Origin of the sequence: Desulfitobacterium chlororespirans DSM 11544, from assembly GCF_900143285.1 — a bacterium.
Classification (GTDB): domain Bacteria; phylum Bacillota; class Desulfitobacteriia; order Desulfitobacteriales; family Desulfitobacteriaceae; genus Desulfitobacterium; species Desulfitobacterium chlororespirans.
Genome location: NZ_FRDN01000006.1, coordinates 359,055 through 372,589 on the forward strand (window position 1 = coordinate 359,055; position 13,535 = coordinate 372,589).

The following is a 13,535-nucleotide window of genomic DNA, read 5'->3' on the forward strand; positions in this document are numbered from 1 at the left end:
ATGCCGGCCAAGGCATTTAATCCTCAGATCTTTCTGGAGTTCTTATGCTATTGTGCTTTTGGAGGATTGATCTTTTATTTGGTAAGCAGTGAAAAGTATCTTACTTATGTCACACCCCGGCTGAAGCCCTATCTTTATTTTACGTCCATCGTCATGGGTGTGTGGGCTTTGACCGCCCTGGGCAGATTGTTTCGCCCCCAGCATAAACTACGCTCCGCCCACTGCTTTGTGTTGGTGATCCCCATCGTATTGCTGTTGCTTCCCCATGCTCCTGTCAGCGCGTCCAATCTTTCCGGCAATTATATCGGCGGCAGCGCTTTTTTCAACCGTTCCGGCCAAAGCGCTTTGGGTATGCTCCCCAAGCAAGCTGCAGTGAAGGATTCTGCAGAAGAGGGTACGGGTTCTCCTGGCGGCCTGTCTATTACTATAGAGGATGCTTCATCCCCGGAAGATAAGGTACAGGCTGAAATCATCCAGGAACCCCTTGGCGAGTTGCCGGTGGGTGCCTATTCCTCGGAGCTGCCTGGTTTGGATATGGGGAATAAAAAAATCACCGTGGCCCATGAAGACTTCAGCATGTGGATTACGGAAATGTACACCAATATGAAGCAATATCAAGGGTATACAGTGGTTATGACGGGATTTGTTTTCAAAGATCCTGAATTCCTTAAGGAAGATGAATTTGTGCCGGCCCGCCTGATGATGTCCTGCTGTGTTGGGGATTTAGCGCCTGCCGGGATACTCTGTAAATACGATCAGGCTGACCAGCTGCAGGCAGAGTCGTGGGTGACGGTTGAAGGAACCCTTACTCAGGGACAGTATGAGTATGATGGTGTCCTTTCTGATGAACCCCAGATTAGGGTAACGAAAATTACACCGGCAGAGGCTGTGGAGGGCTATATTTATCCTTATTAATCTCTAATTTTTCGACATTTGTTTTCCTTATTATGGATTAAATTTCGTTGTTATTTGCCTGTGAATCGATTAAAATCATCTTGAAAGGAATTTCAGGAGGAATTAATGTGGAAAAGAGGTTATTAAAGAAAATCGAGGCACTTCGCAAGAAATTAAATCGATATGCAACGACACACAGCTTAGTTGATGCAAGAGTTGTCGAGTTAAGCCAAGAGCTGGATCACCTTTTGAATCAATATCAGCGTTTGAATAAATACAGACAGCTGTCTTTTTGGTGATTTTATTCGTCTTTTATTGACATGTCCTGAATGTTAGCTTATAATAAGCTTCGTCACCAAATTTCATAGTCTTTTTGACAAGACGAACACGGAGAGGTGGCTGAGTGGTCGAAGGCGCTCGCCTGGAAAGCGAGTACATGGGCAACTGTGTCGAGGGTTCAAATCCCTCTCTCTCCGCCATAAAATGCAATTTAGCCAAGTTGGATTCGTTCGCATTCGACTTTGGCTTTTTATTTTGTTATAATTGATTTGGCCGTGCTAGACGGGGAGGTAGCGGATCCTTGTACTCGCAACCCGCTTTAGCGAGGTGGAATTCCTGCATAAGGGCAGCGTTTGTGGAGCGGCCGGGGCTAATTGTGATGATGTCTGGGTCTTGCGCAACAGAGCACTTCGAACCGTGTCAGGTCCTGACGGAAGCAGCACTAAGGAGCAAACTCTGTGTGCCGGAAGGTCGCCTAGGCTGAGCAGTGAATCCCGGATTCGTCCGGAAGCGTCTGTTCGAGTAAAGGTGCACGGCCTTAAATATTTATCATATAAAGGTGGTCTAAGACCATCTTTTTTTCCACTATCAACATTCATGCAGCTTGGACTGGACCACAGAATCTACTTCCGAGGGAGTATAGCGGAAGGGGGATCCCAATGGCTTATTTGGCTTTATACCGCGAATGGAGACCGAAGAATTTCAAAGATATGGTAGGGCAGGACCATGTCACCAAGACGCTGACCAATGCCCTTATGCAGAGCAAAGTAGCCCATGCCTACCTTTTCAGCGGACCGAGAGGAACGGGTAAAACCACTACGGCAAAGGTCTTGGCCAAGGCTTTAAATTGTGAGCGCCGGGATGGGGTTGAACCCTGCAATCAATGTGACTTTTGTCTGAGCATCGATCAAGGAAGCGCCATGGAGGTCTTTGAGATCGACGCGGCCTCCAACCGGGGTATCGATGAAATCCGTGATTTGCGGGATAAGGTTCGCCTCAGTGCCGGAGAAAGCAAATATAAGGTTTACATTATTGATGAAGTTCATATGTTAACCACCGAAGCTTTCAACGCCCTTCTCAAAACCCTGGAGGAACCTCCTGAGCGGGTGGTATTTATTCTGGCCACCACGGAGGTACATAAAATTCCCTTAACCATTCTTTCCCGGGTGCAACGCTTTGAATTTCACCGGATTCCTTTGGAACAGATTCATAGCCATTTAGATAAGGTGTGCCAAACCATCGGCCGGGATGTGGAGCCGGAAGCCCTCCAGATTATTGCCCAAAAATCGGAGGGTGGGCTGAGAGATGCCTTGAGTATTTTGGATCAGTGCCTCTTGCTGGATGGGAAACTGGGAGTAGAGCAGGTCTATCAGGTCCTGGGTATGGTTGGTGAAGAATTCAGCTCCCAGCTTGTGGATCACCTCCTGACCGGTGACTATGCTAAGGCCTTGGGATGTTTAGGGGAAGGCATCAATCAGGGGATGGATCCCAGACAGATCATCCGCGAGCTGCTGGATTATCTGCGGCAGGCCTTGCTCTATGCTTCAACTCAAGCCTTTCCTCAGATTGCGCCTCATCTTAGAGAGCATTTGGCTTACCAATGCCAAAAGCTGGGGCTCAAAACCCTCTTGCAATGGATAGGGATTTTGCTGCAGGGGGAAAGTCAGTTAAAATATGCCGCTAATGCCCGTTTAGCGGCGGAACTTCTCTTGGTTCAGGTGATTTATGACTCTCAGCCCGGTTATAGCAAGGAATCTCCCCAAGTTCTGGAACGCTTGCAGGAATTGGAGGAGGAGATCAAGAATCTTTCTTCAGGGAAGAGCCGCCAGGAAAGCAAAGGAGAACCACCCAAAAAGCTTACGGAGAGAAGCTCAGAGCCGCCGGGTCACAAAAAGCCTGAATTACCCCCCCTCCAGGATAAACCGGTAATTCTCCAAGGGGGAGAAACCTCTCCTCTGTCCATTGAACAGGTTCAAGGCCGCTGGGGAGATATTTTAGAGCAAGTAAGAAAACGCAAAAAATCCACCCATGCTTTTTTGATGGAAGGCAAGCCTGTTGAATTGGATGGAGATAGTCTGGTTATCGTATTTAAGGAAGGTCTATCTTTCCACCGGGATAAGGTCAATCAGAAGGAAAACCGAGAAACCATCGAAGAGGTTCTCCAAAGTATCCTGGGCAAAGCCTATCGGTTGCAAAGTCTCCTGGAAAATGAATATGGAAAAGACCCTAAGGATTCAGAACAAGTTGAAAAAGCCAAGGAAAATCCGATGATCAAAAAAGCGGCCGATTTATTTGGGGCGGATTTATTGATTGTTGAAGAATAATAGTGTAAGGAGTGTAGTTGAAATGGCATTTAAAGGCGGCGGTATGGGAAATATGGGCAATATGCTCAAGCAAGCTCAGAAGCTTCAGGAAGAAATGGCGAAGGCCCAAGAGGAGCTGAAGACCCGCACAGTGGAAGCATCAGTGGGCGGGGGTGCCGTTCAGGTCGTGGTTAATGGTAAAAATGAACTGGTGGAGTTAAAGATTAAACCGGAGGCTGTGGATCCCGATGATGTGGAGATGCTGGAGGATCTGGTCAAAGCCGCAGTCAACGAAGGCTTGCGCAAGGTGGAAGAGCTTGTATCCTCGGAAATGGGCAAATTAACCAATGGTTTAAAAATTCCCGGTCTCTTCTAAGTGAGGAAGTATGGATTTTTTAAATTATCCTGAGCCCCTGGCCGATTTGATTACGAGTTTATCCCGTTTACCCGGAATCGGACCGAAAACGGCGGGGCGCTTGGCTTTTTATCTGTTGCAGCAACCTCAGGTGGCTGAAAACTTAGCGGAAACCATGATCAGAGCTCAGCGGGAAATCAGGCAGTGTTCCCTATGCTGTAATTATACGGATCATGATCCCTGTCCGATCTGTACCGGGGAGAAAAGGGAGCGTACCCTGCTCTGCATTGTGGAGCAGCCCCGGGATGTGGTTTCTTTAGAGAAAACAAGAGAATTTAAAGGTCTTTATCATGTCCTGCATGGTGTCATATCTCCTTTGGAAGGGGTTGGGCCGGAGCAGCTGACGATTCCCAAGCTTTTAGGGCGTTTGGAAGGAATCGAGGAAGTCGTCATGGCTATGAACCCCACGGTAGAAGGAGAAGCTACGGCACTGTATTTATCCAGGCTCTTAAAGCCTTTGGGAATCAAGGTGACACGGATTGCCCATGGTTTACCGGTGGGCGGTGATCTGGAGTATGCCGATGAAATTACCATCGCCCGTGCTTTAGAAGGCCGTCGTCAGATCTAAAGGTGATCCTCAAAAAATTAAGGTCAATAATGTTCTTCTTTGTCCACTTTCTGCATAATTTGGACTAGTAGTGGTAAAGGAGGGCTTATCATGACCTTAATTTTTTTGGCCTTATTCGTTCTATTGATCGGCTTAGTGGTTAAGAGCAGCTTAGGTCAACCCAACACCTTTTTAAAGGCGGGGATTCATATCCTGGGCGGAATCGTGGGCCTGTGGATTTTCGACTTGATATTAAGTGTTGTCGGATTCGGTATTCCTATTAACGTATTTACCATAACTTTGGTAGGTCTTTTAGGCTTTCCGGGGGTCGTAGCTTTGGTAGGCCTGCAGGTCCTGGGCATTTAATGAAAAAACAGACTTGATTTTTGTGTTACTTATATTTAAAGATTTAAGTGGTTTTTGAGAGAGAATAAAGGCCCTTTGAATGTGATTCTTTTCGTTTATAGCGGTTTTTTTACATAATTATTCATCTAGCTCCATTTTACGTCTTGACGGATTTATCCAGCCGAGAGTATACTGATACTGACTGCAGGGGACGTTTCGGTCTAACTACCGAAATAGTTCCCTCAACTCGTTTTTGTAGAATTTTTGCGAAAATTTAATCATTTGATTTCCGAAAGATTAAACTGCCCTTTGATGCCTGTTAGTCTTTCCTTATCATGCCATGTAGAATTAACCCCTTTTTTCTCATCTTTACCCATTTGCTTTACATAAGCAAGGTTTGGGTGGAAAAAGAATCTCTTTAAAAAGAATCTCTTTTTTAACCCTTTTATTAAATTTTCTTTTAGGAGGATGTACCAAATGGCAAAAATGAAGACAATGGATGGTAACGAAGCTGCTGCTCTGGCGTCGTATGCGTTTACAGAAGTAGCAACCATCTTCCCGATCACTCCCTCTTCAACGATGGCTGAATTGGTAGATGAATGGGCTGCCCATAACAAGAAAAATATCTTCGGTCAACCTGTCAAAGTTGTTGAGATGCAATCTGAAGCAGGAGCTGCCGGTGCAGTTCACGGGTCCCTCCAGGCTGGTGCTCTTACCACCACCTATACAGCTTCACAAGGTCTGCTCTTAATGATTCCGAATATGTATAAAATCGCCGGCGAACTTCTGCCCAGCGTCTTCCACGTCAGTGCCCGGGCTTTGGCTACCCATGCACTTTCCATTTTCGGTGATCACCAGGATGTTATGTCCGTAAGAGCTACCGGTTTTGCTCAATTGTCTTCACATAATGTTCAAGAAGCTTTAGACCTGGGCTTTATTGCTCATTTAGCCACCATCAAAGCCAAAGTTCCTTTCGTTCATTTCTTCGATGGGTTCCGTACATCCCATGAAATTCAAAAAATCGAAGTAACCGATTATGATGATGTGGCAAAACTCTTGGATCGTGACGCTCTCCAGGCTTTCCGTGATAATGCCTTGAATCCTGAGCGCCCTGTTCTGCGTGGCACTGCCCAAAACCCGGATGTCTATTTCCAAGGCCGTGAAGTATCCAATCGCTATTATGATGCTGTTCCTGATATTGTGGCTCATTATATGGACGAATACGCTAAAATCACCGGCCGTGAATACCAGCCATTCCAATACTATGGTGCTGAAGATGCTGAGCGTGTGATCATCGCCATGGGTTCTGTTTGTGATACCATTGAAGAAACTGTGGATTATTTAGTAGCAAAAGGTGAAAAAGTGGGCGTGGTTAAGGTTCACCTCTTCCGTCCTTTCTCTACCAAATATCTGTTCAAAGTTCTGCCTAAGACAGTCAAGGCGATCGCTGTTCTTGACCGGACCAAAGAACCCGGTTCCACCGGTGAGCCTCTCTATCTCGATGTGAAGGATTCCTTCTTCAATCATGAAATCAAGCCTGTGATCGTGGGCGGACGTTATGGTTTAGGTTCCAAAGATACGACTCCTTCTCAAGTACTGGCTGTTTACAAGAATCTTGCCCAAGCTGAGCCTAAGAATGACTTCACCATCGGTATCGTGGACGATGTTACCTTCAAATCCTTAGCGGAAGATGAAGTCGTCAGCACTGCTCCTGAAGGCACAATTGCTTGTAAATTCTGGGGATTAGGCTCTGACGGTACCGTTGGCGCCAACAAGCAAGCGATTAAAATTATTGGTGACCACACCACTATGTACGCTCAAGCTTATTTCCAATACGATTCCAAGAAATCCGGTGGTATCACCATTTCCCACGTTCGTTTTGGTAAAAAACCAATCAAGTCCCCTTACTATGTAGCCGATGCCAACTATGTTGCCTGCCATAACCAAGCCTATGTCGGTCAATATGATCTGACCAAAGGTCTGAAGAAAGGCGGCACCTTCGTCCTGAATTGCCAATGGCAGCCTGAAGAATTGGCTGAAAAGCTTCCTGCTTCCATGAAACAATTCATCGCTAAAAATGATATTAAACTCTATGTCATTGATGCAGTGACCATCGCCCGGGAAATTGGTTTAGGTTCCCGTATTAATATGATTATGCAGTCCGCTTTCTTTAAGCTTGCTAACGTTATTCCTGTGGAAGAAGCCCTTGGCTATCTGAAGGAATCCGTCGTCAAAACTTATGGTAAAAAGGGACAAAACATTGTTGATATGAACAATGCCGCTATTGATCGCGGCGCCGATTCCCTGGTCAAGGTTGAGGTTCCCGCTTCCTGGGCCGATGCTGCTCCTGCCCAAGCTGAAGCAGCTGCTGCCGCAGATCTTCCCGAGTATGTGGCCAAAATCCAAAATGTTATGAACGCCCAAGAAGGGGACAGCCTTCCTGTCAGTGCTTTTATAGGCCATGAAGACGGAACGGTTCCCGTAGGAACGACTGCTTATGAGAAGCGCGGTATTGCCGTAATCGTGCCTGAATGGGATGTTGAAAAGTGTATCCAATGTAACCAATGCTCTTATGTATGCCCTCATGCGGCTATTCGTCCCTTCTTATTGAATGAAGAAGAGGTGGCCAATGCTCCCGAAGGCTTCGTGACCAAGAAAGCCCTCGGTAAAGAAGCTGACGGCCTCCAACTTCGTGTTCAAGTGAGCCCGCTGGATTGCACAGGCTGCGGCAACTGCGCCGAAGTATGCCCGGCTAAAGGCAAAGCTTTGGTCATGAAGGATGCGGCTGAACAAACTGCCGCCCAAGCCGGCAATTGGGAATATGCTTTGACCGTGACCAACAAAGCTGAGCGTTTTGATATCACCACCGTTAAGGGCAGCCAATTTGCCCAGCCTCTCCTCGAGTTCAACGGCGCTTGCCCAGGCTGCGGAGAAACAGCTTATGTTAAGCTCCTCACCCAGCTTTACGGCGATCGCATGATGATTGCCAACGCCACCGGATGCAGCTCCATCTGGGGCGGCAGTGCTCCTTCCGTACCTTATACTGTCAATGCTAAGGGACAAGGTCCTACCTGGGCGAACTCCCTCTTTGAAGACAATGCTGAGTTTGGTTATGGTATGTATCTTGGCGTTCGTCAACAGCGGGAAAAACTGGCTCTGTTGATGGAGGAAGCTTGCGCAACCGAGATCAGCGCCGACATGAAGGAAGCGTTCCAAGAGTGGATCGCTGGCATGGATGACGCCGATGCTTCCAAAGCTGCAGCCGCTAAGGTCCGTGCCGCTCTGGATGCCTATGCAGGCGACAGCGCTTTAATCGCCGATATTAAAGGCAGAAAAGATCATCTTGTTAAGAAATCCCAATGGATCGTCGGCGGCGACGGTTGGGCTTATGATATCGGTTACGGCGGTTTAGATCATGTCTTGGCTTCCGGTGACGACGTCAATATTCTGGTTATGGACACCGAAGTTTACTCCAATACCGGCGGTCAGTCTTCCAAGGCTACCCCCCGCGCTGCTGTGGCTAAATTTGCCGCGGCCGGTAAGAAGATCCGCAAGAAAGACCTGGGTATGATGGCCATGAGCTATGGCTATATCTATGTGGCTCAAGTAGCCCTTGGCGCCAATATGGCTCAAACCATTAAGGCGATGAAAGAGGCAGAAGCTTACAAAGGACCTTCCATCATCATCGCTTATGCTCCTTGCATCAACCATGGCCTGAAGTCCGGTATGTCCAAGAGCGTCACCGAGGCGAAGAAAGCAGTTGAAGCCGGTTACTGGCACCTCTATCGCTTCAACCCCGATCTCGAAGATCAAGGCAAGAATCCTTTCACCCTGGACTCCAAAGAGCCCACAGCTTCCTTCCGTGACTTCCTCATGGGCGAAGTTCGTTACACCTCCTTGATCAACACCTTCCCGGAATCTGCCGAAGAGCTCTTTGAAGGTGCCGAGAAATATGCAAAGGTCCGCTTGGATTCCTACAAGCGCTTAGCAAGTTACAAATACGAATAAGATTCATTCTATATTGTATAAAAGAGCGGGCTTTGGCCCGCTCTTTTTGTATTAATCAGGTGCCTATGCGGCTGTACATGGAATAATTTTTCCTTATCCGAGTTAAACTACCATAAATTGTACATGAAAAAAGTTTCTGCAGGGGAAGGAAGATGGATATGGACCAGGAAGACCTGATACGAAGGCTGAATTGGTTCTACAGCTTGGAGCTCAATCAAGTGGAACTGTATAAGGTGCAAAGCAAGCAATTTAAAGATCACTATGCCGGGCAGGTCTTTGAGAGAGTGGCCGCCATAGAACAGTCCCATGTGGATAATGTGGCTGCCCGCATTACGAGTTTAGGCGCCAAGCCTACCCTGCTGGGAGAAGTGGTTTCTCCCATTCTCGGCATGTCCTTGGGCAATCTGATGTCTTTAACCGGTCTGGAAAGAGCTCTGCAGCTGAATATGGAGCTGGAAAGAAAAGCTATGAGCGATTATAAGAAATTAGTTCAGGACCTGGTGGCAGGGGGAGAGGATCCCAGCGGAGATCTTTGTAGTCAGCTGAAACATAATTTTGTGGATGAACATCTGCATACGGCATTGTTCGATACTCTGAGGGAGAACTTGATGGAAGACAAGATCGAGACACTATAATTCCTTCCCTGGCCAGGATTAAATCAAAATTGAGGAGATAGAATCTTATCTATTAGGAAAGGATTCTATCTCCTTTTCTGTAGGCTTAGCCTGGAAAGGGGATGTTTTGCTGTGCTGAAAATCCTGCAAATGCGGCATGGGCGTATAAGAGAAAAGCTTTTCGAGGACAATAAGCACATGAGGAGGGGGTGGTCGTTTTGGCTAAACGTTTTTTCACCATGATCAAAGAACTTACTCAGCGTCCTTATCGGAAGAGAATCCGTGTGGTTCATAAGGTTCCTATCGATCAAGAATGGGATAAGCCTGTTTCTTTTGCGCGGATTAAAGAAGAATTATCCAAAAGCAGTGATATTATTTTTCGGGATTTCACCTTGCGGGGCAAAGAAGAAATACCCTGTTCTCTTGGCGTGGTCGATGGTTTGGTCGATAAAGACTTATTAGATGCTTATATCCTGCGGGTAATCATGGTTGAGGCCGTTGATGATCCGGTCTTTCAGGAAATGACTCTAAAAAATGTCATTGATCGTTTGCTGACTCTTTTTACGCCAACCAATGAAGTGAAGAAGATCGGCCGCTTGGGGGAGGCCATTGATGCAATGCTGTCCGGTGATGCCGTTCTTTTCATTAAGGAAAGCCAGGAGGCCCTTGTCATCAGTGCCCGCGGCTGGTCGGACCGGGGAGTGGGCGTTCCCCAGAACGAATCCTCCATCCGCGGACCCAAGGAGGGGTTCAATGAGACTCTGCGGACTAACACCTCTCTGCTGAGAAGAAAGATCAAGCATCCATCTCTGCGGCTGGTTTCCATGAAAATCGGGGATCTTTCCAAAACGGATGTGGTGATTGCCTATGTGGAGAGTATTGCCGATATGGACGTGGTTGGAGAGGTGCTTAAGCGACTGAGCCGCATCCGGACCGATGCGGTGATTTCCGGAGACATGCTGGAGGAGTTGATTGAAGATCATCCTTATTCCCCTTTTCCTCAAGTCTCCAATACGGAGCGGCCCGATATTGTGGCCTCCGACCTTTTGGAGGGACGAATAGCCATTATGGTGGATGGCACTCCGTCGGCCTTGATCGTGCCGGTTACCTTGCCCATGTTTATGCAGGTCAATGACGACTATTATCAAAGAGCGATGATTGTCGTTATTGTGCGCACAATACGCTATTGGGGGGCATTTATAGCCCTTTTGGCCCCTAGCCTGTATATTGCCGTGACCACCTTTCATCAGGAGTTAATGCCTACTACCCTGGTCTTAAGTCTTGCAGCCAATCGGGAAGCGGTTCCCTTCTCAGCTCTTGGAGAGGCACTACTAATGCTGCTTGCCCTGGAGATCCTCCAGGAGGGCGGGCTGCGGCTCCCCAAGCCTATCGGACAGACCATTGGGATCGTGGGAGCTTTGATCATAGGGGATGCGGCTGTCAGCGCCGGTTTGATCAGCCCGATTATGGTGATTGTCATCGGTCTTACGGCGGTATCCGGCTATACGATTCCTTACTACGATCTGGCCATTGCCATCCGTTTGATTCGTCTGCCCCTGATGATTCTGGCGGGAACCATGGGCTTTTTCGGCTTGGCAGTTGGGCTCTACCTTTGTATAATTCATTTGCTGGCTCTGCGTTCTTTTGGCACTCCTTACCTCAGCCCTATTGCCCCTTTAAGAATCCGTGCCTTTCTTCAGGATACTTTCGTCAGAGCACCATGGTGGGCTTCCAGGGAGATACCGGATTTAGTAGATGTTCATGACACAAAGTCAGGGAGGAAAAAATAAGTGGAACGCATATCCACCCATCAGTTCACGATATTAAGCACGGCAGTCCTCCTGGGGACAACCTATATGGTTGCCGGGTCAGTGCTGGCTGGAACAGCGGGAAGGGATGGCTGGATGGCCATCCTGCCCGGGTTTGCCTTGGGAATCCCCCTGGCTTTCATGATATTTTCTCTAATGCCTCGGTACCCCGGTATGAATCTGATCGAAATATCGGAAAAAGTACTGGGGAAGTGGCTTGGCAAGGGAATGGGGCTTTTATATAGTGGGATTACGCTCTATTTCGGGGCCATCTTATTGGGTCAGGGAGTGGATATGTATAATCGAAGTGTTCTCCCTCTGATGCCTCAATATATCTTGGTTTTAGGGAGCTTCGTTATTGTTGCCTATCTGTACTTCAGTGGGGTAGAAGTATTAAGTCGCTTTTCAGAAGTTATTTTTCCTATTATCTGTTTATCATTGGTTTTTATAGCCTTATTCAGCATTCCCCGCTTTGAGAGAGGGGAGCTTTTTCCCTTGTTAGATAATGGAGTCAAACCGGTGCTTAATGCTATGTGGAAGGTAGCGCCTTGGCCTATGGAATATATTCTCTTTTTAGGGGGATTGCTGCCCTTCTTGCCACGCAAAGCAAAAGATTTAAAGGTATTAAAAAGAGGGATACTTAAAGCTTTTTCCATAGTTATTTTATTAAGCACCCTGATGATTCTTATTCAAATCATGACCTTTGGTCCTTTTGAAACCTCCCGTCTTACCTATGCCATTTTGGTACTTGGGAATATGATTGAGATTTCCCGGACCATATCCGGAGTTGAGGTGATTTTCACTCTGATCTGGACAGGGGCGTTAACTTTAAAGATCACAGCCCTGTTGTTTGCAGGGATATGGGGTCTGCAAGCTGTTTTCGGCATAAAAAGTCGCAAAGCAGGTGTTAAAATGAGTGTTATTGTAGGAATTATTTATGTGCTGATCCCTTTGTATACGTTAACAGGCATCAATGTGGTAGTGGAGATAGGGTTAATGGATGACTATTTTATTCTCCCCTTCACGGTTTTATGGGTAGTATGGATATGGGGGGTGGAGCGATGGAAACGCCGCAAAAAAAATTCTTCAAATTAAGGCTCCCTATCGTGCTGCTGCTTATTATCGGTATTCTGTTCATGGGGGGGTGTGGTGGAAAGCGTGAGATCAATGAATTAGCCTATATGCTGGGGATGGGGATCGATAAGGGGAAAGAAGAGGGAACCTATCTCGTCACCATGCAGATGGCTAAGCCTAAAGCAAGCGGAGGTGGAGCCGCAGAGCTTGAGAATTGGACCATCAGTATAGAAACCAAAAGTCTTGCCGCAATTACGGAACGGGTGGCGGAAGCGTTTGACAAACAGCCTTTTGCAGGAACGGTGCGGGTCGTCGTACTTGGTGAAGACCTTGCTGAAGAGGGGATCAATGAGGCTTTGGATTATTTCCAGCGCTTTTATGAATTTCGACGGACGATTTATCTGCTCGTGGCCAAAGGACAAGCTAGGGAAATCCTGAATACAGAGTTGCGCACAAGGCAGATTCCCAGCTTAAGTTTATTCAATACCATCGAAGGTCAAAAAGGGCAGTCGGCTTTTCCTGTAACCCGTTTAGGGCACTACCTGACGGTTTTAGGGAGAGAAAGCCAGAATCCGATCATTCCCAGGGTGGAGAGCATCCGATCAGGGGAACATGGATTATTCTATGCTGATCAAGAAGCCCAGGAAATTCTGATTCATGAATCGGCAGTGTTTGAAGGCGGGAAATGTGTTGCGTCTCTTAGCGACCAGGAAACAAAGGGTTGCCTCTGGCTGGATGACGAGATTGAGAGCCGGATTCTTCACAAGGAAGATGGAGGTCTCAAAGTAACGGCTTGGGTATTGAGCTCTAAGACAAAATATAAGGTGGAAAACATCGAGGGCAACATAGGGATTCGCTTCAATATTAAGGCTGCGGTTTCTATCAATGAAATCCTGGGTAAGGAGGAGCAAGTAGATATCCGCGGTTGGAAGCAATTTATCGAAGAATTAAAGCCTCTAATGGCGCAGGCGATTCAGGAAGAATGCGAAGCGGCAGTAGCCAAAAGCAGGGAGCAGGGGCTGGATTTTATAGGGATTGGGCGAAAAATTGAAATTAAAAACCCCAAGTATTGGCGGGAAATCAAAGAGAACTGGCCCCAGGGGATCAAAGATATTCCGGTAGCTTATGATATCAACGTTAAAATTGAACATTCAGGGCTGGCCCGCAACTCACCGGTAAGTCCTCAGGAAAATGGGGCGAAGGGTGGCTCCCATACTCTTCAATAGGTGCTTCAATGGAAATATTATG

General features: G+C 47.3%; 11 protein-coding genes, 1 tRNA gene and 1 other RNA gene. All 13 read left to right on the forward strand.

The genetic code is table 11. The annotated features are described in order from the left end of the window. The 13 genes from BUA14_RS10040 to BUA14_RS10100 all read left to right on the forward strand — a co-directional run bounded on the left by BUA14_RS10040 (position 1) and on the right by BUA14_RS10100 (position 13,513). Positions 1–915 (forward strand): TIGR03943 family putative permease subunit, encoded by a 915-nt coding sequence (locus BUA14_RS10040; RefSeq protein WP_072772483.1) that lies wholly within the window; start codon positions 1–3, stop codon positions 913–915. 107 nt (positions 916–1,022) lie between these two features. Next, the gene (locus BUA14_RS10045) at positions 1,023–1,193 is read left to right on the forward strand and encodes an aspartyl-phosphate phosphatase Spo0E family protein (RefSeq protein ID WP_072772484.1); all 171 of its coding nucleotides are present in this window, start codon (positions 1,023–1,025) and stop codon (positions 1,191–1,193) included. A 90-nt stretch (positions 1,194–1,283) separates the two neighbouring features. Continuing rightward, positions 1,284–1,373 (forward strand) — tRNA-Ser (locus BUA14_RS10050). 73 nt (positions 1,374–1,446) lie between these two features. Continuing rightward, positions 1,447–1,709, forward strand: an RNA gene (gene ffs / locus BUA14_RS10055) — signal recognition particle sRNA large type. Between the two features lie 123 nt (positions 1,710–1,832). Then, positions 1,833–3,497, forward strand: a complete 1,665-nt coding sequence (dnaX, locus tag BUA14_RS10060; RefSeq protein WP_072772485.1) for a DNA polymerase III subunit gamma/tau — start codon at positions 1,833–1,835, stop codon at positions 3,495–3,497. 22 nt (positions 3,498–3,519) lie between these two features. Continuing rightward, entirely contained in the window at positions 3,520–3,852 is a 333-nt protein-coding gene (locus BUA14_RS10065; protein WP_005815036.1) for a YbaB/EbfC family nucleoid-associated protein, read from the forward strand. A 10-nt stretch (positions 3,853–3,862) separates the two neighbouring features. After that, the gene (gene recR / locus BUA14_RS10070; protein WP_072772486.1) at positions 3,863–4,459 is read left to right on the forward strand and encodes a recombination mediator RecR; all 597 of its coding nucleotides are present in this window, start codon (positions 3,863–3,865) and stop codon (positions 4,457–4,459) included. Between the two features lie 90 nt (positions 4,460–4,549). Then, positions 4,550–4,804 (forward strand): pro-sigmaK processing inhibitor BofA family protein, encoded by a 255-nt coding sequence (locus tag BUA14_RS10075; RefSeq protein WP_005815033.1) that lies wholly within the window; start codon positions 4,550–4,552, stop codon positions 4,802–4,804. Positions 4,805–5,260: 456 nt separating this feature from the next. Next, a complete protein-coding gene (gene nifJ / locus BUA14_RS10080; RefSeq protein ID WP_072772487.1) occupies positions 5,261–8,791 on the forward strand; it encodes a pyruvate:ferredoxin (flavodoxin) oxidoreductase in 3,531 nt (1,176 codons plus the stop codon). A 152-nt stretch (positions 8,792–8,943) separates the two neighbouring features. Then, positions 8,944–9,426, forward strand: coding sequence for a demethoxyubiquinone hydroxylase family protein (locus BUA14_RS10085; protein WP_072772488.1), 483 nt, complete (start codon positions 8,944–8,946; stop codon positions 9,424–9,426). Between the two features lie 218 nt (positions 9,427–9,644). Beyond that, on the forward strand, positions 9,645–11,195 hold the full coding sequence (locus BUA14_RS10090; RefSeq protein WP_178371674.1) for a spore germination protein: 1,551 nt from the start codon (positions 9,645–9,647) through the stop codon (positions 11,193–11,195). After that, on the forward strand, positions 11,196–12,308 hold the full coding sequence (locus BUA14_RS10095) for a GerAB/ArcD/ProY family transporter (protein ID WP_072772490.1): 1,113 nt from the start codon (positions 11,196–11,198) through the stop codon (positions 12,306–12,308). It abuts the gene before it with no gap. Continuing rightward, positions 12,275–13,513, forward strand: coding sequence for a Ger(x)C family spore germination protein (locus BUA14_RS10100; RefSeq protein WP_072772491.1), 1,239 nt, complete (start codon positions 12,275–12,277; stop codon positions 13,511–13,513). The genes BUA14_RS10095 and BUA14_RS10100 overlap by 34 nt, the downstream gene beginning before the upstream one ends. Positions 13,514–13,535 lie beyond the last annotated feature (22 nt).

What these genes read in the sequence shown, in the direction of transcription:
- BUA14_RS10040 (WP_072772483.1), top strand. Translation starts at nt 1, where the DNA reads ATGCCGGCCAAGGCATTTAATCCTCAGATCTTTCTGGAGTTCTTATGC.
- dnaX (WP_072772485.1), top strand. Translation starts at nt 1,833, where the DNA reads ATGGCTTATTTGGCTTTATACCGCGAATGGAGACCGAAGAATTTCAAA.
- BUA14_RS10065 (WP_005815036.1), top strand. Translation starts at nt 3,520, where the DNA reads ATGGCATTTAAAGGCGGCGGTATGGGAAATATGGGCAATATGCTCAAG.
- recR (WP_072772486.1), top strand. Translation starts at nt 3,863, where the DNA reads ATGGATTTTTTAAATTATCCTGAGCCCCTGGCCGATTTGATTACGAGT.
- BUA14_RS10075 (WP_005815033.1), top strand. Translation starts at nt 4,550, where the DNA reads ATGACCTTAATTTTTTTGGCCTTATTCGTTCTATTGATCGGCTTAGTG.
- nifJ (WP_072772487.1), top strand. Translation starts at nt 5,261, where the DNA reads ATGGCAAAAATGAAGACAATGGATGGTAACGAAGCTGCTGCTCTGGCG.
- BUA14_RS10085 (WP_072772488.1), top strand. Translation starts at nt 8,944, where the DNA reads ATGGATATGGACCAGGAAGACCTGATACGAAGGCTGAATTGGTTCTAC.
- BUA14_RS10090 (WP_178371674.1), top strand. Translation starts at nt 9,645, where the DNA reads ATGATCAAAGAACTTACTCAGCGTCCTTATCGGAAGAGAATCCGTGTG.
- BUA14_RS10100 (WP_072772491.1), top strand. Translation starts at nt 12,275, where the DNA reads ATGGAAACGCCGCAAAAAAAATTCTTCAAATTAAGGCTCCCTATCGTG.